The 22,671-nt window shown below is 35.0% G+C and carries 15 protein-coding genes; 5 read left to right on the top strand and 10 right to left on the bottom strand.

From position 1 onward, the window contains the following. The first annotated feature begins 92 nt into the window (after positions 1–92). The gene (locus ES674_RS04150) at positions 93–1,415 is read left to right on the top strand and encodes a M16 family metallopeptidase (protein WP_148402712.1); all 1,323 of its coding nucleotides are present in this window, start codon (positions 93–95) and stop codon (positions 1,413–1,415) included. Position 1,416: 1 nt separating this feature from the next. Then, positions 1,417–3,480: a M16 family metallopeptidase gene (locus ES674_RS04145; protein WP_148402711.1), complete on the top strand. Its 2,064-nt coding sequence runs from the start codon at positions 1,417–1,419 to the stop codon at positions 3,478–3,480. A gap of 47 nt (positions 3,481–3,527) precedes the next feature. Here the strand turns inward: ES674_RS04145 and ES674_RS04140 are convergent, their stop codons facing one another. Continuing rightward, positions 3,528–4,406, bottom strand: coding sequence for a DMT family transporter (locus ES674_RS04140; protein WP_148402710.1), 879 nt, complete (start codon positions 4,404–4,406; stop codon positions 3,528–3,530). Positions 4,407–4,497: 91 nt separating this feature from the next. On the opposite strand from ES674_RS04140, the gene ES674_RS04135 reads away from it, so the two are divergent. Then, positions 4,498–5,034: a heavy-metal-associated domain-containing protein gene (locus ES674_RS04135; protein ID WP_148402709.1), complete on the top strand. Its 537-nt coding sequence runs from the start codon at positions 4,498–4,500 to the stop codon at positions 5,032–5,034. Between the two features lie 48 nt (positions 5,035–5,082). Here the strand turns inward: ES674_RS04135 and gldD are convergent, their stop codons facing one another. The 4 genes from gldD to mutY form a co-directional block, all read right to left on the bottom strand. Beyond that, positions 5,083–5,667: a gliding motility lipoprotein GldD gene (gene gldD / locus ES674_RS04130; protein ID WP_148402708.1), complete on the bottom strand. Its 585-nt coding sequence runs from the start codon at positions 5,665–5,667 to the stop codon at positions 5,083–5,085. A 25-nt stretch (positions 5,668–5,692) separates the two neighbouring features. Next, positions 5,693–6,997, bottom strand: coding sequence for a gliding motility-associated protein GldE (locus tag ES674_RS04125; RefSeq protein WP_148402707.1), 1,305 nt, complete (start codon positions 6,995–6,997; stop codon positions 5,693–5,695). 21 nt (positions 6,998–7,018) lie between these two features. Then, a complete protein-coding gene (locus tag ES674_RS04120) occupies positions 7,019–7,492 on the bottom strand; it encodes a single-stranded DNA-binding protein (protein WP_148402706.1) in 474 nt (157 codons plus the stop codon). A gap of 74 nt (positions 7,493–7,566) precedes the next feature. Further along, entirely contained in the window at positions 7,567–8,607 is a 1,041-nt protein-coding gene (gene mutY, locus ES674_RS04115; RefSeq protein WP_148402705.1) for an A/G-specific adenine glycosylase, read from the bottom strand. A gap of 135 nt (positions 8,608–8,742) precedes the next feature. On the opposite strand from mutY, the gene ES674_RS04110 reads away from it, so the two are divergent. Together ES674_RS04110 and ES674_RS04105 are read left to right on the top strand one after the other, a co-directional pair. Continuing rightward, a complete protein-coding gene (locus ES674_RS04110) occupies positions 8,743–9,033 on the top strand; it encodes an HU family DNA-binding protein (RefSeq protein ID WP_148402704.1) in 291 nt (96 codons plus the stop codon). Positions 9,034–9,418: 385 nt separating this feature from the next. Further along, positions 9,419–10,963, top strand: a complete 1,545-nt coding sequence (locus tag ES674_RS04105) for an Rne/Rng family ribonuclease (RefSeq protein ID WP_148402703.1) — start codon at positions 9,419–9,421, stop codon at positions 10,961–10,963. A 323-nt stretch (positions 10,964–11,286) separates the two neighbouring features. Here the strand turns inward: ES674_RS04105 and ES674_RS04100 are convergent, their stop codons facing one another. From ES674_RS04100 to ES674_RS04080, 5 genes are all read right to left on the bottom strand, one after another. Next, positions 11,287–13,188, bottom strand: coding sequence for an OmpA family protein (locus tag ES674_RS04100; protein ID WP_148402702.1), 1,902 nt, complete (start codon positions 13,186–13,188; stop codon positions 11,287–11,289). Positions 13,189–13,206: 18 nt separating this feature from the next. Next, on the bottom strand, positions 13,207–14,124 hold the full coding sequence (locus tag ES674_RS04095) for a PorP/SprF family type IX secretion system membrane protein (protein WP_317132032.1): 918 nt from the start codon (positions 14,122–14,124) through the stop codon (positions 13,207–13,209). Between the two features lie 20 nt (positions 14,125–14,144). Beyond that, complete coding sequence (locus ES674_RS04090; RefSeq protein ID WP_148402701.1) at positions 14,145–20,345, bottom strand: T9SS type B sorting domain-containing protein; 6,201 nt, start codon at positions 20,343–20,345, stop codon at positions 14,145–14,147. A 264-nt stretch (positions 20,346–20,609) separates the two neighbouring features. Continuing rightward, positions 20,610–21,647: an aldo/keto reductase gene (locus ES674_RS04085; RefSeq protein ID WP_148402700.1), complete on the bottom strand. Its 1,038-nt coding sequence runs from the start codon at positions 21,645–21,647 to the stop codon at positions 20,610–20,612. A gap of 57 nt (positions 21,648–21,704) precedes the next feature. Further along, entirely contained in the window at positions 21,705–22,664 is a 960-nt protein-coding gene (locus ES674_RS04080) for an OmpA/MotB family protein (protein WP_148402699.1), read from the bottom strand. Positions 22,665–22,671 lie beyond the last annotated feature (7 nt).

The raw sequence follows: 22,671 nt of genomic DNA, 5'->3' as shown, positions 1-22,671 counted from the left end.
AAAGCGATAAGTATTTCTTATTTTTGAAAAATAGTTGCGTTTTAACGCGCTATCAGACATATTAAATGTCAATTAACAATAAATAAACTCATATGAAAAAAGGATTACTAATTTTCTCTGCAGGTTTACTAAGCATTTTTACTAGTACAGCACAGGAAGTGAAATTTGAAGAATTTGATTTAGATAACGGATTACACGTTATTCTTCATCAAGATAATACAGCGCCGGTAGTTTCTACTTCGGTTATGTATGATGTAGGTGGTAAAGATGGTGACAGAAGCCGTACAGGATTTGCACACTTTTTTGAACACTTATTATTTGAAGGTTCAGAAAACATTGGTCGTGGTGAATTTATGAAAATTATTCCAGCTAATGGTGGGACTTTCAACGCCTACACATCACAAGACAAAACGTATTATTATGAAATATTCCCTTCTAATAAAATGGAATTAGGCCTTTGGCTAGAATCTGAACGTATGTTGCATCCCGTTATTGACCAGGTTGGTGTAGATACTCAAAATGAAGTGGTAAAAGAAGAAAGACGTCAAAGTTTTGATAACAGACCTTATGGTCAGTTATTAAACACAATAGGTGAAAATTTATTTTCTGTTCACCCATACAAAGATTCTAATATTGGTGAAATGGCACATTTAGATGCGGCAACATTAGAAGAATTTATGGCTTTTTTCAAAACCTATTATGTTCCTAACAATGCTGTCTTAGTTGTTGCAGGCGATATTGATATAGCCAAAACTAAAGCGTTAGTAAAAGCGTATTTCGGAGCCGTTAAAAAAGGACCAGCCGTAGTTCGTAACTTCCCTACAGAAACGCCAATTACTGAAACTATCAAAGCAACTACTTACGATAAAAACATCCAAACGCCTGCTATTATTGCAGCATACAGAACTCCTGGAATGGCAACTAAAGATGCGCGTATATTGGATATGATCTCTACTTATTTAAGTGGTGGGAAAAGTTCTGTACTCTACAAAAAACTAGTTGATGAACAAAAGCAAGCACTTAGTGTACAAGCTGTAAATATTCCGCAAGTTGATTATAATATTTTCGCCTTATTCGCTTTACCTTTAGGTGACCAAGCAACACTTGCAACACTTTTATCTGAAATGGATGAAGAAATTGTAAAAATGCAAACTGAATTAATTTCAGAACGTGATTACCAAAAACTTCAAAACCAATTTGAAAATCAATTTGTAAATGCCAACTCAAGCATTTCAGGAATTGCTGATTCATTAGCTACCTATTATTTATTATATGGCGATGTAAACCTGATTAATAATGAAATAGATATTTACCGTTCTATTACTAGAGAAGACATACAAAACGTTGCGAAAAAGTTCTTGAACAGCAATCAACGTGTAGAAATTGAATATTTACCAAAAAAAGACGATCAATAAGATGAATACATTTAATATAAAAACGAAACTATCTGCTTTTGTTGTCCTATTTTTTATAGCCCTTAGCGTTTCGGCACAAATAGACCGATCAAAACAACCTAAAGCTGGACCAGCTCCAAAAATTACTTTGGAAGAGCCTGGTGAATTCACATTAAAAAATGGCCTAAAAGTATTGGTTGTTGAAAACCATAAATTACCGCGCGTTTCCTATTCTTTACGCATTGACAATCCACCAATTTATGAAGGGAACATTGCTGGTGTAACAAGTGTTTTAGGTGCTATGTTAGGAAATGGAACTGAAACTATTTCTAAAGATGCTTTTAATGAAGAAATCGACTTTTTAGGTGCAAGCCTTAATTTAGGTTTTGGAAGTGGCTATGCTAGTGCATTATCTCAATACTCAGAACGTATTTTAGAGTTAATGGCTGATGCCGTTATAAATCCTTTGTTGACAGTTGAAGAATTTGAATCTGAAAAAAACAAATTAATTGAAAGTTTAAAAAACAACGATAAAAACCCAGATGCCATTGCTGGCCGTGTTGGAAGTGCGTTGTCTTATGGAAAAACACATCCTTACGGTGAGTTTACTACGGAAGAAACGATCAAGAACATCACGTTTGACAATATAAAAGCTTACTACCAACAATACATGAATCCTAATAACGCATATTTAGTGGTTATTGGTGATGTTGATTTTAAAACGGTTGAAAAACAAGTAAAAAAATATTTCAAGAAATGGGAAACTGGCGCTAGCGTTTCAACTACTATTCCAAAAACAGCTGAAAGCCTACCTGTACCTCAAATAAACTTTATTGATGTTCCAGGTGCTACACAATCCAATATTTCGGTAACAAATAACGTATCGTTAAAAATGAACGATCCAGATTATTTTTCAGCTTTAATAGCTAACGAAATCCTTGGTGGTGGTGGTGAAGGTTATTTATTTTTAAACCTTCGTGAAAAGAATGGATACACTTACGGGTCGTATTCTAGTGTTGGAGCCAACCGTTATGGTATGTCTCGATTCAGCACAACTGCTAAAGTAAGAAACGCAGTTACTGATAGTGCTGTTGTTGAAACGTTAAAAGAAATGAAGCGTATTAACAACGAACCTGTAGACGCAGAGGTTTTAAGAAATGTTAAAGCTAAATACACAGGTAACTTTGTAATGGCGCTTGAGCGTCCTCAAACAATTGCTAATTATGCTTTAAACATTAAATTGAATAACCTTCCTAAAGATTTTTACGCAACGTATCTTCAAAAGATAAATGATGTAACAATTGATGAAGTTAATGCAGCAGCTAAAAAATACATGCGTCCAGAAAATGCTCGTGTTATTGTTGTTGGAAACGGTGTTGAAGTTTTAGATAACCTACAAAAAGTAGGCTTACCTATACGCTACTACGACAAATTTGCTGACTTATCTGAAAAGCCAGAGTATGATATTGAAATGCCAGCTGATATGGACGCAAGCAAAGTGCTTAATGCCTATATTAACGCTGTTGGTGGTTCTGCAACTTTAGCTAAAGTAAATTCTGTTTTTATTACTGCTGAAGCAGAGCTACAACCTGGCGTTGTGATTAATCTAGAAATGAAGAAAACTACTAAAAACCAGTCTTTACAACAAATTAATGTCATGGGTCAAACTCAGAAGCAGGTTTTAGATGGTAGCGCTGGTTATTCCATGGCTCAAGGTCAACGTAAAGATATGACAGATGCTGAAGTTAAAGAAGCGCAATTTGAATCGTCTCCATTTCCAGAAGTTAACTACCTAAATGGTGGCGTTACTTTGGAGAAAATTGAAAAAGTAGAAGATGAAAACGCTTATAAAATTAAAGTTGATGAAGAGACATCTGTTTACTACAGTGTTGAAACAGGCTTAAAAATTAAAGAAGTTAAAGCTTCAGAAGCCGGTCAGTCATCTACCTTCTATGGTGATTATAAAGACGTTTCTGGAATTAAATTTCCATTCAAAATATCTCAAACAATGGGTCCAAGAAAAATTGACTTTATTGTAAAAGAAATTAAAGTGAACGAAGGTGTTTCAGATGCCGATTTCGAATAAATAAAAATGAGTTTACAACTTAAAAGCCTGAAGGAAACTTCAGGCTTTTATTTTTTCCGCTTATGCGATAAAAATACGCCCACCAAAATAATCAAGGAACCCAAACCTTGCATCAAACTAAAACCTTCTCCATCTAAAACACCCCAAAACAAAGCGATAATAGGCATTAGATACGTTACTGATGATGCAAAAACCGGTGTTGCCATTTGTACTAATTTTGCAAATAATACTTTTGCTAAGGCCGTACCAAAAAAGGCTAAAATTGTCACATATAACATGGACATTTTAAAGTTTGGATGCTGAAAGGTTTCTTCTCTAAAGAAATCTGCAAAAAACAGAACAATTAACGCAGGAATACTAATGATAGAATAATTTCCGGCAGCTATAGCTAAAGGTTTAACATCTTGCAAATAGCGCTTTATAATATTCACATTCACCGCATACATAACCGTTGAAAGAATTATGAATCCTGCATATAAGTAGTTTTGTTCTGGATTTAACTCGGCACCTTTTAAAATAAGCATGGCCGTTCCAATAAATCCGACAATAACGCCTAACACTTGACGCTTAGTTGATGCTATTTTAAAAACGGCAAATCCTAATAAAATGGTATTTAAGGGAACTAGTGAATTTAATATAGACGCTACGGCACTATCAATTTCTGTTTCGGCAATAGCAAATAAAAAAGCAGGAAAAAAGGAACCCATTAAGCCCGAAAGTCCAATCCATTTCCATTGGCGTTTATCTATGGTTTTGAGCTTATTAAAACCTACAGCAAGTAAGAAAATCCCAGTTATAACAGTCCTTAAAGCACCTAATTGATAAGGCGTTAAACCTAAAAGCGACTTTTTAATTAAAATAAACGAGGTACCCCAAATCATGGAAAGCACGATTAAATATACCCACTTGCTATTTAATTCCTTCATACAAAAACAGTTCAAAGCACAAAATTGGAATTTTAAATGTAATAAACGGCAATATTTAGTAATTTTGTACTGAACTTAATTCACAATTAAAATGAAGACTTTAAAAAATATAATAACATTGGTGATGCTAACTTTAGTGTTTGCAAGTTGTAAAAATGAAACAACACCAGAAGTTGTTACTGTTGATACAGCAGCAACAGAAGATGTTGCCGTAGCAGAAATAGACCCAAATGCTACTTATGCCAAAGCAGAATTTACTATTGAAGGGATGACTTGCGCCATGGGATGTGCTAAAATGATTGAAAAGAAAATGGCTAAAATGGATGGTGTAAAATCGGCGAAAGTTGATTTTGACACACGTTTAGCAATGGTAGAATATGATGACGCTAAAGTAAATGAAACGACTCTTGAAGAAGTAGTAAAAAAAGCAGGTGATACCTATTCTGTAAAAGACATGAAAATAGTAGATAGTTTTGATGCTAATGCCGCAACAACTGATACTATGGATAAGAAAGTTTGTGATAAAGACTGCAAAATGGCCTGTTGTGCAGATAAAACGGACGTAGAAAAAACAGCATGTGCCAAAGATTGTAAAATGGCGTGTTGTGCAGACAAAGTAAAAGAATAATTACTAAAATTATAATACAAAAAAAGCCACTTAAATGAGTGGCTTTTTTTATTTCCAGTTTATGGTTTCCATAATTTGTTGAATATCTTTTTGCAGATATTTGGCTGCAGGCAAAATAGAATCAAAATTAGGTTTCGCATAAAAGTATAGCGAGCCTGTTATAAAATGATGGATACTGTCTGTTACATAAAACTGTGACTGCGACGCCGCATTCCCGCCTATTTCATAAAACATACCATATACGTTTCTATCTTTATTGGCATATACTTGTTCTACAATTTCATCTGCTTTTACAGTGTGTTCTTGCGTGAAACCTTGTGCGTCTTTAAGTAATGTTGTTAGGCGCTCTTTGTTATTCTTTATAGGCTTATAGGTTAAATAGATGGTGCCTTTCAGGGCTGGATACATAAGGTCAATACCATAACTTCCCGAATCATTAGAAATAGCACGTGCTTTAATTTGAGTGGCCAATTCGTTTTTCTCAAAGGTAAATGGAAAACCAGCTTCTAGTGTTTTGTATTCTGCTTTTGGATACTCTAGACGTAAATGTGCAGATGGTTTTGGCAAGGTATCGTTTCCACAAGCAGTTAAAGTTATAGCCAAAACTATTATTAATATGGATTTAAATTTCATGATTACTGTATTTAAAAATAGCAATTTATGGTATTGTCACCTTAACGCGTGTAATTCGTTTTTTATCTAAAGCCTCAATAATAAAAACGTAATTTTTAAAGTTAATTTTTGCCCCCTGTTTTGGAAAACTTTTGGAGAATTCTAAAATAAAACCTGCTAAAGTTTCAGCTTCGCCCTTTTCAGTTTCAAAAGCACTATCGTCCTCAAGTTTTATAATCTTATAAAAATCTTTTAAAGCTGTTTTACCTATAAAAACATAATTATTATTGTCCAGTTTTGAATATACTAAATCTTCATCATCAAACTCATCACTGATATCACCTACAATTTCTTCAATAATATCTTCTAAAGAAATTAAACCAGACGTTCCACCATATTCATCAACCACAACGGCCAAATGAACTTTCTTTTCTTGAAATTCCACCATTAAATCATCTAACTTTTTATTCTCTGGAACAAAAAAGGGGTCGCGAAGTAAGGTGGTCCAATCAAATTGTTTTCTATCAATATAAGGTAGTAAATCCTTAACGTAGAGAATACCTTTTATCTTATCAACACTTTCTTCGTAAACTGGAATTCGTGAATAGCCATTATTTACAATTTCAGAAATGATATCTGTATATTTCAAATTAATATTTAATGCGAAAATATCAATTCGAGGTCGCATAACCTGTTTGGTGTCCGTATTTCCAAAGGAAACAATACCTTTTAAAATTTTCTGTTCTTCTTTTGTCGTATCGGCTTCACTTGTTAATTCCAGCGCTTGCGATAATTGATCCACACTTAAATTAGATTTTTGCTTTCCCAATTTACTGTGAATTGCCAAGGTGATACTGCGCATAGGCAAACTTAAAGGTGAAAAAAGCACATCTAAAACACGAATTGGATAAGCCATGAAAATGGAGAACTTCATGCGATTTCGACTAGCATAAATTTTAGGTAAAATTTCACCAAACAGTAAAATCAAGAAGGTTACTACGACAACTTCAACCAAAAATTTAAGGACGGGAATTTGGATACTTTTAAAGATAAATTGACCTAAATAAGCAAATAGAATTACGATTCCAATATTTATAAAGTTGTTAGCCACTAGAATTGTAGCCAATAATTTTTTTGGTCGCTCTAGCAATTTAGAGATAATATTGATGGCTGTAACATTAGTTTGCGTTTGGTCTTCAATGTCCGTTCTGGTCAATGAAAACAAAGCAACTTCCGCTCCTGAAACTAATGCCGAGCAAAATAATAAAATAAATAAAAGTGCAATTCCTAAAAATATGGAATAATCAACGGAGATAATTAATGATAAAAAACTGGGAGGTTCTAGGTCCAATGGTAGTTGGTTTTAGTATAGTTAAAAAGGTAAATCATCGTGTGGCATATCTACTTCCGGTTTTGGAGTAATAGGCTCTTGACGTGGTTGTACGCTTTGTGCTGATTTTTGTTCTTGTTGTTGTTGCGGCTGATTTGTTTGTGCAGATCCACTTTCATTTTTTGTAGTTAAAAAAGTAAAATCTGTACACTGAATTTCAGTTGTATACCGATCATTGCCCGTTTCATCCTGCCATTTCCGCGTTTTTATCCGACCTTCTATATAAACTTTATCGCCTTTACTTAAGTATTTTTCACACACTTCAGCAGCTTTATTTCTTACTACAATATTGTGCCACTCTGTATTGGTAACACGTTCGTTGGTTTGTTTACTCGTATATGTTTCGTTTGTAGCCAATGGGAAACGACCAATACAGCCGCCACCTTCAAAGTAGTGCATCTTTATTTCATCTCCTAAATGCCCAATTAGCATTACTTTATTCAACGTTCCTGACATGTTTCAATATTTGTTTGGCAAAATTACGCTTTTGCTATTCATAAACTTAAATTTAGTAAAAAAATGTGAACTCACTAAATTTCATTTTGAAAATTAAAAGCATCCATGAAATTTTTGATGAGAATAGGAACCGCATAATTTTCAATTTCTGAAATGAGCATACTCGATTCTGGTAAACTAGTTGTTTTTATTATCCAAAATTTGGTATGAAGGTGCTGATGTGATAATTTATGAATAATATCAACCTCATTAAACAAGCTAATTTCCGCTACCGTTTCGTCGGGGTTAAACAGTTCCATAAATTCGGATTCCTCTATGCTTTTCTTGGATTCTAGCAATGGAAATTGATACAGGTTTTGCCAAATACCTTTACCTCGTCTTTGTTCCAGTATGGTTTCATCAGTATCCGATACATAAACCAGGTAATTAAAATACTTATTTTTAGGTTTGTTATTCTTTATTTTAATTGGTAAAATGCCTATTTCATTGTTTCTATAAGCCATACAGTTTTCTATTAAAGGGCAAACGGAACAATCCGGACTACTAGGCTTACATTGTACAGCACCAAACTCCATAATAGCCTGGTTGTAATCTGCTGGATTTTTAGTGTCAATTAAATCATCAGCCAAAGCTTTAAACACTTTTTTACCTTCCGTGCTATTTATAGGGGTGTGAATACCATAAAATCGAGATAAAACGCGGTAAACATTACCATCTACAACCGCGGCAACTTCATTATAACAGAAAGAAGCAATAGCGCTTGCTGTATAATCTCCAACACCTTTTAGAAGCAGTAAATCTTTATAATTATCGGGGAAAACGCCCTCTAAATTAAAAGCTATATGTTTTGCTGTAGCATGTAAATTTCTGGCTCGGGAGTAATAACCTAAACCTTGCCAAAGTTTTAAAACTGCCTCTTCATTGGCATTTGCAAGCTCATAAACAGTAGGATATTGAGCAATAAATGCTTCATAATATGGTAAACCTTGCTTGACTTGGGTTTGTTGTAAAATTATTTCAGACAACCATATGTAGTAAGGGTTGTTGGTATTTCGCCATGGCAAATCGCGCTTATTAACTGAATACCAATTTGTTAAAGTTTTCGTAAATTGCATTTGGAATATAGACTTATGGCAAAAGTAAAGGTTTATATCTTTAAATTTTAATGAATTAGGTTTGAAATATTGAATTTTAAATTCCTATATTTGCATCCCTTAATAGATTAATAGCAATACATTAAAATAATTAACATGACAAAAGCTGATTTAGTAGCAAAAATTTCTGAAAAATTAGGAATTGAAAAAGGCGATGTACAGGCAACTGTTGAAACATTTATGGAGGAAGTGAAAACTTCATTAGAGAGTGGAGATAATGTTTATTTAAGAGGTTTTGGAAGCTTTATAATTAAAACAAGAGCCGAAAAAACTGGTAGAAATATTTCTAAAAATACAACAATTAAGATACCTGCTCATAATATTCCTGCATTTAAACCTGCAAAAGTATTTGTAGAGGGTGTTAAAACAAATGTTGAGATCAAGTAAAACATTAAATTATTAACTTAAAACAAGTAACTTATGCCAAGTGGTAAAAAGAGAAAAAGACACAAGGTAGCAACGCATAAGCGTAAAAAGAGAAGACGCGCTAACCGTCACAAAAAGAAGAAGTAAGCTAAAAAAAGTAGTTATTTAACTACTTTTTTGGTTTTTACAACAACGAGTTCTTTGAAATTGAGTTTCACGAAATACATCTATTTGTATTTTAGGAGACTCTTCGGATTTAACAAAAATCCTGTGAGATATTTAAACTATAATTGGCTTTAAAGCCATTTATAGTTTGGGTATTCTTTCTACTATTTTTTAAAGTAGTAGAAAAAAATAGTATTAATCCATCTGTCATACCTTTGTATGGTAGATAAAAATTAACAAAATGGATAAAGAATTGATTATTCGATCTGGTTCAGACACTGTTGATTTTGCCTTATTAAAAGATGGAAGACTAGTTGAATTACAGAAAGATGAAGGCGGTAATAACTTTTCCGTTGGTGATGTGTTTATTGCCAAAATACGAAAAGCTGTTCCGGGTTTAAATGCTGCATTTGTAAATTTAGGCTACGAAAAAGATGCCTTTTTACATTATCATGATTTAGGACCCAAACTCCCTTCCCTTTTAAAATTCACAAAAAGTGTAAGCACAGGTAAATTAAAAGACTATTCTTTAAAGAATTTCCCATTTGAAAAAGATATTGATAAAAACGGCAAAATTAGTGACGTTATAAAATCAAATCAATCTACTTTAGTACAAATAGTAAAAGAGCCAATTTCTACCAAAGGACCCCGGATTAGTTCCGAGTTGTCTATTGCAGGTAGATATATAGTTTTAGTGCCTTTTTCCGATCGTATTTCTATATCTCAAAAGATAGAGGACAAAGAAGAAAAAGACCGCTTAAAACGCCTTGTTAAGAGCATTACGCCTCAAGGTTTTGGTGTTATTGTACGTACGGTAGCAGAAGGCAAAAAAGTAGCAGAACTAGATAAAGATTTACAAAACTTGCTTGGTCGCTGGACCGCAATGTGTAAAAAACTAGACAAAGCACACCATCCTAGTAAAGTACTAGGAGAATTGACTAAAGCCTCATCCATATTACGTGATATTTTTAACGATACGTTTACAAATATCCATGTCGATGATGAAGAGCTTTACATTCAAATTAAAGATTACGTGCATGAAATTGCACCTAAAAAAGAATCCATTGTGAAATTATATCAATCCAATGTTCCCATTTTTGAGAAATTTGGTGTAGAAAGACAGATTAAAACCTCTTTTGGAAAAACTGTTTCTATGGCAAAAGGCGCTTATTTGGTGATAGAACACACTGAAGCATTACATGTAATAGATGTAAACAGTGGTAATCGTTCCAATAAAGCCAAAAATCAAGAGGACACAGCCTTGGAGGTTAATATGATATCCGCAACAGAAATTGCCAGACAACTTCGTTTGCGTGATATGGGCGGAATTATAGTTATTGACTTTATTGATATGACGAATGCAGAAAACAGAAAAACGCTTTATAATCATCTTCGTGATGAAATGAAGGATGATAGAGCGAAACACAAAATACTACCACCAAGTAAATTTGGTTTAGTACAGATTACAAGACAACGCGTACGTCCAGAAATGAACATTAAAACGCGCGAGGAAAACCCCGATGACTTAAATGGCGTTGAGGTTGAAGCACCAATAGGAATTGTGCGCAAAATTACTCACGATCTTGAACAATTACTTAAAAAAGACTATACAAAGGTGACATTAAACACACATCCTTTTATAGCAGCCTTTTTAACACAAGGTATTCCATCAATACGTTCAAAATGGTTTTTTGAACATAAAAAATGGGTCAAAATTTTACCAAGAGATGCTTACACATACTTAGAGTACCACTTTTTCGATAAAGATGGTAAACAAATTAAATAATAAAAAAGCCTTGCTATTCATTTAGTAAGGCTTTTTTTATATCCTATAAGTATTGAATTGTTGCGCATCCATTCGAAATACTACAGCTAAAAAACAATCTGAAAGTGTCTTGTTTTACTGTTACTCTAATAAAAAATAAGCGTATTAATTCAGTCATAATCCAATATATTTTTCTAGATGGAAACTGCTAAAATTTTCACTTTCTATAAATAGACCTCATCGTTTACATCATCTTTTTTTATAGAATTACACAACCAATTTAAACACAAAAAAGCCTTGCTATTCTTTAGCAAGGCTTTTTTTAAATCAATTAAAGATTGTATTTAATTATTTCCAGCAGGGTTTCCACTTACAATAATAAACTCTGATCGTCTATTAAGTTGGTGTTCTTCCTCTGTGCAATTAGATTTACAATCTACTTTAGGATCATTTTCGCCTTTTCCAATTCCAGAAATTCTAGCTGCATCAATACCTTTAGAAATTACATATTGTACAGTAGATTTTGCACGTCTATCTGATAATTTCTCGTTGTATCCTGCTGCACCTCTGTTATCCGTATGAGACTCCGCTAAAATAACCATGTTTGGATATTTCTTCATAACAGAAACTAACTTATCTAATTCAAAAGCGCCTTGTTGTGTAATATTCGACTTATCAAAATCGAATAATATTGGATTCAATACCACTCTATCTAGAACAATAATGATATCTATAGGATCTAAATTAAGTTGTAATGAAACTTCTTTTTCCTTACTTCCTGCAAAGCTAATTGCGTTGCTTTCGTAGCCTTCCAGAACACCTGAAATCTCTAAAGCTTCATCACAAGAAACAGTGTATTCTAATTTGCCATTAGCATCAGATGTTTGTGTTGAAACAACACGTCCTGAAGCATTTGTTATTTTAACCATTACACCCGCTAGAGGTTTGTCTGTGCTGTTATCTACTACCGTAGTAATAAGGTTTACGTTACATGCTTTTAAACGTTTAACCGCATAAATATCATCACCACCTTTTCCGCCTGAACGGTTAGAAGACACATAACCTTCGCCAGTTTCTTCATTCATAGTGAATGCGAAATCGTCTACATTACTGTTAACAGGAACACCTGCATTTACAACTTCGCCCGATTTTGAAACATAGAACACATCTAATCCACCAAGTCCTAAATGTCCATCAGAAGAGAAGTAAAATGTTCCATCAGAACTTGCATACGGGAATTTGTCGTTGCCTTCTGTATTGATTTTGTCACCTAAATTAACAGGATCTCCAACCGTACCATCATCATTTAATGCAGCTTTGTAAATATCAAATAAACCTAATCCGCCTGGCATATCCGATTGGAAGTATAGTGTTTTCCCATCAGCACTTACCGCAGGACTGTTTACGTTATAGTTTGGATTATTTAAAGAAAGTGATTCAACCTTACGCCATTTGTCTCCATCTCTAGTTGCTTTATAAATATGTAATAAACTGATCTTCGTATTGGAAACTGAATCTTTTTCAAATTCATTTTCAAAGAAACTTTCACGCGAAAAATACATCGTGTTGCCATCTGGGCTGAATGATACCGTTCCTTCGTGATACTTCGTATTAATATCGCCACCAATTGTGTTAGCTTCTTGATATGTTCCATCAGTAAGAATGTTAGACACATAAATATCTAAAAATGGTTCATCATTCCAGCCATAATTACGTCTCGTATTATTTCTTGCTGTTGTAAAATAAAGTTGGCTATTATATACGGAGCCTCCAAAATCAGAGTTTTTGGTATTAATTTCTAAATTCTGAACTGTATACTCTTTTGCTCTTCCTAAAATTCCCGGTAAATAATCAGGATTCGCTTTAAAAGCTTTAGCACGATCATCACGAGGCTTTAATTTAGCAAAACGTTCCATTTGTAAATCGGCTTCTTTATACTTTTCATTTGCTTTAAGCATTTGAGAGTACTTATAAACTGTTTCAGGATTTTCTGAACTCTCTAAAGCTTTAGCATACCAACGTTCCGCTTCCACGGTGTTAAAGATGTTATAATTAGCTTCACCTAATTGTGTGTAAACGTAGGTATCTGATTCACCTTTCTCTACTAGTTTAGTATATTCTTTAATAGCTTCCACAAACTCGAACTTCGCAAAACTCTTATCGGCAGATTCTGTGGCTTTATTTTGAGCAGTCGCACTTAAACTACTCATGAATAGAAGTGCTATAAATATTTTAATGTTTTTCATTATATTTAGCTTAAGTGGTTAGAAGTAACGTGGTGAACGTGATACTTTTTTGATGAAACTGAAATCGAAGTTGATAAATATCTCGTGCGATGATGTGGTAGCATAACTTAAGTCTGATTGAATAGCATCATATGCATATCCAATTCTTAAATTAGGTGAAACCATAAAATTAATCATACCCGTAAACGAGTCATCTAAACGGTAACCTACACCAACTTCAACAAAGTTGTACATGAATAAATTGGCGTTTACATCAAAACTGATAGGCGCATCAAAGGCCATTTTCATCATAGCATGAGGTTTTAGCGCAAATTCATCAGACAGTTTAAAAACAACACCTGCACCAGCAAACAAATGCTGTGTATCAGAACCTACTTTAGTTCCGTTCGTAGCATCTAAATGCACCGAATTAAGAATGTTTGGCATAGAAACCGATACATAATATGTATCAGGCTTGTATAGATACAAACCAGCACCTACATTTGGCGTTGCGCCATCTACATTTTCTTGAAGAAACGGGTCATTATTATCAATGGCAGCCAAATCTACCAATCCAACTTTATGGAATGTGGCACCAGCCTTTACACCAAAAGCTAACTTATGTTCACTTCCTAAAGGTAATGTATAGGAGAAATCTGCATAAACGTTATTTTCTCTAACAGGACCAACTTCATCATTAATAAAAGACAAACCTAATCCAACACGTTTTCCTACTGGGGCACTGATAGAAAGCGTTCCAGTATTAGGAGCGCCTTCTAAACCAACCCATTGACTTCTATATAGAGCGCCAATGGCAATACCTTCATAAGAACCCGCATAAGCCGGGTTTACCACATTCATATTATACATATACTGCGTGTACTGCGGATCTTGTTGTGCCTGCACAAAGGATGCCGACAACACGAATGCGAAAATTATATATAGTTTTTTCATCATTAAATTTTGGTTGTTTTCGTTTACTTGTTGATATATACCCATGCCGTTCTCACTTTACCTCCTTGATATTTCATAACATAGAAATAAGTTCCTACAGGCAATTCATCACCATTGTCGGCAATACCTTTAAACTCATTTGTATAACCATTTGTTTTACTAAATACTTTTACACCATGGCGGTTAAATACTTCGAAACTCGACACATCATAACCATCTAAATCAAATGAGTCGTTATAACCATCATCATTAGGGGTAATTACTTCTGGAATAATTTTAAGAATACATTCGTCAGTTGTAAACGTTTTACTTGACATTTCTGAACAAGGTCCTGAAGTATTATATTCTATAGTATACGTTGTATTTGGTACAGCATTAGCAACGACTCCTGAAGTAGGATTAATTGTAGCGCCATCTGTTGGTACAGGATTAAAAGTAAATGTTCCACCAGTATCTCCAGTTATAGTAACTGTAGTTCCGTAGCATGAAATGGTTGCTACATCAAATGAAGCATCTTCTTCTGCTGGAATATTAACTGTTTGGGCAGTTGTGTTAGAGCAAACGCCAACCGTTGTGTATTCAACTGTGTAGGCCGTTCCTGAAACAACGTTCATAACTTCACCTGTAATAGGGTCTATTGTTGCACCATCTGCAGGAACCGGATTGAAACTAAACGCGCCACCAGTGTCTCCTGTAATAGTTGCTAAAGCACCATCACAATTTGCTGTCATAGTAAATGAAGCATTTCCTCCTGAAAGTACTGTTACTGTTTGTGTATCTGATTCGGCACAAACTCCTGAAGTTGTATAAACAACAGTATACATAGTTCCACCGACACCATTTGTAATTTCTCCAGTTGTAGCATCAATTGTTGCACCATCTGTAGGAATTGGGTTCAATGTGAAAACACCACCAGTATCACCATCTATGGTTGCTACTGCACCGTCGCAATTGGCTGTCAACGTAAACGAGGCATCACCAACAGTTGGTAACGTAATTGATACTGTAGTTACACCTACACAATTAGAAGGTCCAACAGTATATTCAACTGTGTATGTAGCTCCTGGAACACCATTGGTGATTTCTCCAGTAGCAGCATCTATAACCGCTCCATCTGAGGGAACAGGGTTAAATGTAAATACACCTCCCATATCTCCAGTTATAGTTGCAGTTGCACCTGTACAAGACGTTGTCATTGTAAATGTTGCATCTGATTGACTTGGAATAGTTATAGTTTCAGAGGTAGTTTCAGGACAAGGACCTACCGTGGTATATTCTACCGTATAAGTTGAACCTTGAACGAAATTAATTATTTCACCCGTTGCCGGATTAATAGTAGCACCATCTGTTGGTAAAGGATTTAAAGTAAATACACCACCAATATCTCCTGTAATAGTTGCAACAGCACCATTACAGTCTGCAGTAATAGTAAATGAAGCATCGCTTCCAGCTAAAACAATTACCGTTTGCGTCTCCGTTATTGGACAGGTACCATCAATTGAATATTCCACTGTATAGGATGTTCCACCTATTCCATTAGATATTTCACCAGTTGTAGCATCTATTGTTGCTCCATCAGTTGGCACTGGGTTTAGCGTAAATACGCCACCAGCATCTCCAGTTAGGTCAGCCGTAGCGCCGTCACAAGTAGCAATCAAGCTAAAAGAAGGATTTCCAGCTGCAGGTATGGTTATATCTTGTGTTACAATGGCAGGACAAGTACCTGAACCAACCGTATACTGAACGCTATACTCTGTGCCAGCAATGGCATTTGTAATATCTCCAGTTACCGGGTCAATAATGGCGCCATCAGCAGGATCTGGACTAAAAGCAAATACACCGCCAGTATCTCCATCAATTACTGTTGTTATGTTTACACAATCCACAACTGTCATGGTAAATGAACCATCGAAAGTAGATGTATTTATATACTCAACATTTACTACATCTGAAACAGTAGCTTGACCACCTGTACATAAATCATAAGTTACAGAGAAGGTATAATCTGTTGTTTGGGTTGGTGATACGGTTACCGTATCATCTGTTCCAATAACGTTACCTTGATCATCTGTCCATTCTAAAGCATAGTTTGGTGCTCCAGCAGGCGAAAATCTATAAGATTCAGGACTACCTGGCGCTACACTCCAAACGCCTGTATTGCGTCCAACAGGTGTAGTTGCAAATTGGTCATTCACACTTTGAATACCAATAACTGCAAGACCGTCATTCCAGTTAGAACACGTTGGCTTGCTTAATACATGAACATCAATATTGTTTGAAGACTCATGAAGTATTATTTGACTTGTAGTTCTTAAACTGTTACAGCTAAAGTGACAAACATCATTAAAGTTAACTACAAATTGTCTATAAGGTGCAGAACCAAGAACTACATAATCTATACTTCCACAAACGGAAGGATCGATATCATGACCAACTCCAAAAATATTGGCTTCGGTAATAGTTGTATTTGTAGAGTTAGGTAGAGTTGATACCCCACCACTAAAAGGAAATAAATCCCATTCGTTATAGGTTCCGGCATGTTGGGTTTCAAAACTTACAACCCCATTAGAACCAATAATTACTTTATCATAAACTCCACCGTAAAAACAAAATTCGAATCCAAGGTCTAAAACGCTAGACCATCTATCATCAATATCCACACTTGTAGGTGTTGCTCCATCTACTGGAGGTGTTGGACACGTATCAATTGAATTAACCAAGTAGCTTGTTGTGTCTTGACCGTAAATATGGAAATTACCTGAAAGCGTTGTATCAGGCGTAATACAATCTACAGAATTATCCGCACCAGCGTACACAATAGAACATGGGTTTGGTGGTGGTGGACATAAGAATGCCAACGGGTTACTTATAACAATACAGTTAGGATCGTTTGTATTCGCAACAGTCACTATAATATTTGAATTCGCAGTATAAGGACCTAAAATTACTGGACCAACAACACTTACTTCAACTGGTGCACTTCCTTGGTTATCTGTAATTGTTAAACTTGTTGCATCTCCAAGATCTGCAATATCCACTTCAACATTAAAAACTGGGTTATCTGGATCTGTAGTACAGTCTCCATTAACAATGTCAAAACTTACAGATTGTGGCATACAAGTTTGGCAATACACATCAAAATCCCAAGGTGTATAGTTACTATTAGAACAACTTGTAACACCATCTGATTGGATAATAACTGTAATAGTTGAACCAGAACTAGTAAATGTTAAACCTGCCAAGTTTCCGTTATTACCGTAACCATTGTATAATTCAGCACCATTAGAATCTAAAACAATTAATTCATCCCAGTTATTTTCAACCTGACCTGCATTAAACTCTAATACTAACGGGAAACCTGTTGAACTTACAAAGTTAAATTGTGTGTTATCGTTATTTGTGTAACAGTAGGTTGTATTTAATGCTCCCCCACTACAATCAACTATTTGATTTGGATCTGCTTTGGTTGTAAAATTATATTCTGTACATCCTGTTGCTGCACCGTTATCATTATAAGGCACAATAGTTACATAAAATGTAGTACCGTAAGCTAAAGTTCCAGGGTCGTAAGTTAAAACGTTTCCAACGTCAACACCATTTAATACATCTGTTCCTCCAGGTGTGGTTCCCATATAAAGTGTGTAGCCAGTAACTAATACTGAAGCAGAGCTCCATGTTAGATCCACGTTTTCACTCATATCAACAGAACCGTTTACTGGTGTAGTTAATACGGCATTACAATTAGGTATTGCTGTAGTATCAATACAGGATACATCAAAGTTCCATGGTGTTCTAGAACCACTTTCACAACTTATTGATCCATCGGATTCATAAAACATAACTAATGAATCTCCTGTGGAGTTAATTGATAATCCGGCTAAATCGCCGCCGTTATTTCCTTCAAAAATGATAGTCCCATCTGCCTCTTCTATTCTAATGTTATCACAACAAGATTCAAGAGTTCCAGAATTAAAGAACATATTTAATGGATTTCCATTAGAGCTTTGGAAACTATATAATTCTATAAATGTATTGTTTCCATTTTCATAACAAAAAACGGTATTAATTATTTGATTTGTATCACAATCAACAATTTGAAAAGGATCATTTTTAACGGTAAAGCTTTCTTCTGTACAACCTATTGCTGGACCGTTATCATTATAAGGTATGATAGTAACGTAGTAAGTTGTCTCATATGTTAGTGTGCCAGGTTCGTAAGTTAAAACATTTCCAACATCCACACCATCCAAAACATCTGTTCCTCCTGGCGTAATTCCCATATTTATGGTGTATCCCGTAACAAAAATAGAGGCTGCACTCCAAAATAAATCCTGATCTTCATCTACACCAACTGCGCCATTTAATGGAGCTGTAAGTAATGCGTTACAGTTTGGAACTACCGTTGTATCAACGCAGGACACATCAAAATCCCATGGTGTTCTACTACCGCTTGAACAACTTAAAGAGCCATCAGCTTCATAAAACATGACTAATCTATCTGTAATAGAAACAATAGATAAACCAGCTAAATCACCTCCATTATTACCTTGATAAAGAACAGTTCCATTGCCATCTTCTATTCTAATATTGTCACAACACGTTTCAATAGTTCCAGAATTAAAGAACATATTTAGTGGACTTCCATCTGAACTTTGGAAACTATAAATTTCTTGAAAGGCATTATTTCCATTTTCATAACAGAAAACGGTATTTAATATTTGATTAGCTGCACAATCAATGATTTGATTTGGATCGGATCTTACTGTAAAGCTAGCTTCGTTACAATTTTCCGCGGGACCATTATCGTTATAAGGAATGATTGTTACATAATAGGTTTGATCATAGATTAGTGTACCTGGATCCAATGTTCTCACGTTGCCAACATCTATACCATTTGCAATATCTGTTCCACCAGGTGTAGTACCCATATTTACGGTATAACCTGTAACAAAAATAGTGGCTGCGCTCCATGTTAAATCAACATTTTCGCTCACATCAACTTCACCATTTGTTGGAGTTGTTAGTACAGAATTACAATTTGGAATGGCTGTAGTATCTACACATGCCACATCAAAATTCCAAGGATTAGCCGTACAGCTATTTCCTGAACCATCTGAAGTCACACCAATAGTAATAGTATCACCTGTTGATGTAAAAATTAATCCCGCTAAATTACCGGCATTTCCGTAACCCGTATAAAGGTTGCTTCCGTCTGAATCTGTAACAATTAGTTCATCCCAGTTATTTTCGGTGCTTCCCGAATTAAAAACCACCACTAATGGCGAGCCATCGCTACTTACAAAACTAAATGTTGTATTATCATTAGCGCCATAACAGAAAATAGTATTAATAGGAACTCCTGAACCACAATCTACTGGTGCATTTGGATCTGCTCCTGTAGTAAATGAAAACTCTGGACAATCAAGTGCCGGACCATTAGTATTGTATGGCGTAATGTTTACATAATACGTTGTAGCATAATCTAAATTTGGCAAATCATAAGTTGTAGAAAGACCTACATCTAAATTATCAACTAATTCAGTTCCACCTGAAGTTGTACCCACTGAAAGCGTGTAGCCTTGCGGGATTCCAGTAGCTGCTTGCCAGCTTAAATTTTGTGTTATTGGAACACCTGTTGCGCCATTTAGTGGCGCTATAATTGGAGAACAAGAAGGTGGATCAACAACCACTTGATATGCTCTTACATTATCTATGTAAAAATAGTAATTACCCGAGTAATAGGTGTTTTCAAACTTTAACTTAACGTTAGACGCAGTGGGAACATCTGCAGCAGGCACCACGAAACTCATGGTTGCACAGGTATTAGATGCTTGATGATTAATATCATTAACCGCACCCATAGATACCCAAGTAGCACCATTATTTGTAGAATATTGCACATTGAGTTCTCCCCAACCCGGACCTGTAGGATCTACAGCTGCCGACCAGTCAACAATTTTATAATCGAAAGTAACCGTCAAATCTGTTCCGTTTGATTGGCCAACAATATTTGGCGAAATCAAATCATCCGACATATTGGAATTACTTAAATTGGCTCTTAACGAAACAACGCTACAAGGTTGGAATACGGATCCTGAATAACCATTTCCAGTCCATCCTGGAGGTAAAGTTAAGCCCGCGTCGAAGTTTTCAACTAATCCAATTTGGGAAAATCCCAAAAAGGATATAATTCCAAAAAGAATTGAAAGGGTAATTTTTTTCATTGTTTAAATCTAAGTTAGTTAATACCGACTATCAACATAATGATTAAAAATGGTTAATTTTCTTAAAAGAAACCTGAACAGAATGTCCAAAAACCATGTTTTAAAAGTTGAATACTATTTAATTAATCCCTAAAACTATAAAAAAACTATGTTAAGAAACATTTAACATAAGCTTAATAGATTAAATACTTATTTTATCGATGAATTGAAAAAAGATTCGATGAAAGGCCTATCCTTTTTGTGGATTTTGGGGAAATTTAGATTTTAAGGCGCAGGATTCGGGAAAACTTGATGCACGTTATTCAATGAATCTAATAAAGCGTCATTTATTTCCAAATTGATACTTGAAATGTTTTCTTTAAGCTGTTCCAAGTTGGTTGCTCCAATAATGGTACTTGTAACAAATGGCTGCTGCGTTACAAACGCTAAAGATAATTGTGCTAAACTAACGTTGTTTTCCTCTGCTATTTTCAAATACAGTTTTGTAGCTTCTGTAGCTTGATCATTACTATAACGTGAAAATCTTGAAAAGAGGTTTAATCGGGAATTTTTGGCATCTAGTTTTTTTAAGTATTTTCCTGAAAGCACGCCAAATGCCATTGGTGAATAGGCCAATAAACCTATATTTTCGCGAATGGCTATTTCCGCCATATCACCTTCAAATACGCGGTTTAATAAGGAGTAAGCATTTTGAATAGTGCTTATACGAGGTAAATTATGCGCTCTAGATTCTTCCAAAAAGCGCATGGTTCCCCAAGCTTTTTCATTGGAAATACCAATGTGTCTTATTTTACCCGATTTAATAAGGCTCTGAAATGTATGAAGTATCTCTTGAAAATTATCTTCCCATTTATCATCTAAATGTTGCTTATAATCTCGAATACCAAAGGTGTTAGTTTGGCGTTCTGGCCAATGTAATTGGTATAAATCAATATAGTCTGTTTGAAGACGTTTTAAACTTTGATTGACGCCATCCACTAATGCGGCTGGACTGAACCCATTAGTTCTAATATGGGCGGTATAGTCCCCTGGGCCGGCAATTTTTGATGCCAAAATGACTTTATCCCGATTACCTGTTTTTTGAAACCAATTTCCAATAATCCGTTCTGTTTCAGCATAGGTTTTTTCTTCGGCAGGAACAGGATATAATTCGGCTGTATCAAAAAAATTAATGCCTTGATCCAAGGCGTAATCCATTTGTTCATGCCCTTCCGATTCCGTATTTTGATTACCCCAAGTCATGGTGCCTAAACAATGTTTACTCACTTTAATATCAGTTTGTGGTAATATGGTGTATTTCATAATTAGCGAACTATTTAAAGTCTATTTTCAAAAATAAAGTAATCAAAAGATAATCAGTTAAATATCATTTAAAAGTTTTGAAATTTCATCTAATTTAGGCGTTAAAATAACTTCAATACGTCTGTTTTTAGCTTTTCCTTCTGCTGATTCATTTGTAGCAACTGGCGCAAATTCACCACGTCCTGCAGCCGTTAAATTTTCAGGCTTGATAGCGGCGTTTTCACGAAGAATATTAACAATTGCCGTAGAACGTTTGGTGGATAAATCCCAGTTTCCACTAATTTGACCACTTCCAGCATAAGGTACTTTATCAGTATGACCTTCAATTAAAATAGCGATTTCAGGATTTACAGCTAATACAGCTCCTAATTGGTTAACCGCTTGCTTCCCTTGGGTTCCGACAGCCCAACTACCCGATTGAAAAAGTAATTTATTTTCCATAGAAACATATACTTTTCCGTTGCGTTGCTCTACAGTTAAACCTTTACCTTCAAAATCCGTTAGCGCGCTGGAAATAGCATCTTTTAAGCGTCTCATATCTGCATCTTTAGCAGCAATCATACTTTCTAATTCTGCAACACGATTGGAACGTTCCTCGAGTTCTTTCTTCAGCTTTTCTAATCGTGCATTTTCAGCGGCAAGCGCTTGTTCTTTAGCTTCTAATCGTGCTAATAGTTCACGGTTTTTATTAGAATTTTTAGCTATTTCAGCTGAACTGTTAGACTCAAGAGCGTTGTATGACGATTTTAATACCTCTAATTTAGATGCCAATCCATCGTAATCTTGTTGCAGTTTATTGCGTTCAGCAAGTGTTTTATCATAGGCATCCTGTAAAGCCTCCAATTCATTCAAAGCTTTGTTTTTGGCTGATGTTAAGTCGTCATTTTCGGAAGATAGTTCGCTGTTTTGTTGTTTCAGCGTATTGTATTTACTTTCTAAATCTTTATACACTTTTGGCGACACGCAAGCTGAAGTGAGCGCTAACAATAATACCGATGCAATTATATAGTGTTTCATTTATATG

The sequence above is a fragment of the Bizionia myxarmorum genome (assembly GCF_008086205.1).
Lineage (GTDB): Bacteria > Bacteroidota > Bacteroidia > Flavobacteriales > Flavobacteriaceae > Algorimicrobium > Algorimicrobium myxarmorum.
This window is presented reverse-complemented; position numbering and strand designations above follow the sequence as displayed.

What these genes read in the sequence shown, in the direction of transcription:
- ES674_RS04105 (WP_148402703.1), top strand. Translation starts at nt 9,419, where the DNA reads ATGGATAAAGAATTGATTATTCGATCTGGTTCAGACACTGTTGATTTT.
- mutY (WP_148402705.1), bottom strand. Translation starts at nt 8,607, where the DNA reads ATGCAATTTACGAAAACTTTAACAAATTGGTATTCAGTTAATAAGCGC.
- ES674_RS04145 (WP_148402711.1), top strand. Translation starts at nt 1,417, where the DNA reads ATGAATACATTTAATATAAAAACGAAACTATCTGCTTTTGTTGTCCTA.
- ES674_RS04090 (WP_148402701.1), bottom strand. Translation starts at nt 20,345, where the DNA reads ATGAAAAAAATTACCCTTTCAATTCTTTTTGGAATTATATCCTTTTTG.
- ES674_RS04110 (WP_148402704.1), top strand. Translation starts at nt 8,743, where the DNA reads ATGACAAAAGCTGATTTAGTAGCAAAAATTTCTGAAAAATTAGGAATT.
- ES674_RS04080 (WP_148402699.1), bottom strand. Translation starts at nt 22,664, where the DNA reads ATGAAACACTATATAATTGCATCGGTATTATTGTTAGCGCTCACTTCA.
- ES674_RS04100 (WP_148402702.1), bottom strand. Translation starts at nt 13,188, where the DNA reads ATGAAAAACATTAAAATATTTATAGCACTTCTATTCATGAGTAGTTTA.
- gldD (WP_148402708.1), bottom strand. Translation starts at nt 5,667, where the DNA reads ATGAAATTTAAATCCATATTAATAATAGTTTTGGCTATAACTTTAACT.
- ES674_RS04085 (WP_148402700.1), bottom strand. Translation starts at nt 21,647, where the DNA reads ATGAAATACACCATATTACCACAAACTGATATTAAAGTGAGTAAACAT.
- ES674_RS04095 (WP_317132032.1), bottom strand. Translation starts at nt 14,124, where the DNA reads ATGATGAAAAAACTATATATAATTTTCGCATTCGTGTTGTCGGCATCC.
- ES674_RS04120 (WP_148402706.1), bottom strand. Translation starts at nt 7,492, where the DNA reads ATGTCAGGAACGTTGAATAAAGTAATGCTAATTGGGCATTTAGGAGAT.
- ES674_RS04135 (WP_148402709.1), top strand. Translation starts at nt 4,498, where the DNA reads ATGAAGACTTTAAAAAATATAATAACATTGGTGATGCTAACTTTAGTG.
- ES674_RS04150 (WP_148402712.1), top strand. Translation starts at nt 93, where the DNA reads ATGAAAAAAGGATTACTAATTTTCTCTGCAGGTTTACTAAGCATTTTT.
- ES674_RS04140 (WP_148402710.1), bottom strand. Translation starts at nt 4,406, where the DNA reads ATGAAGGAATTAAATAGCAAGTGGGTATATTTAATCGTGCTTTCCATG.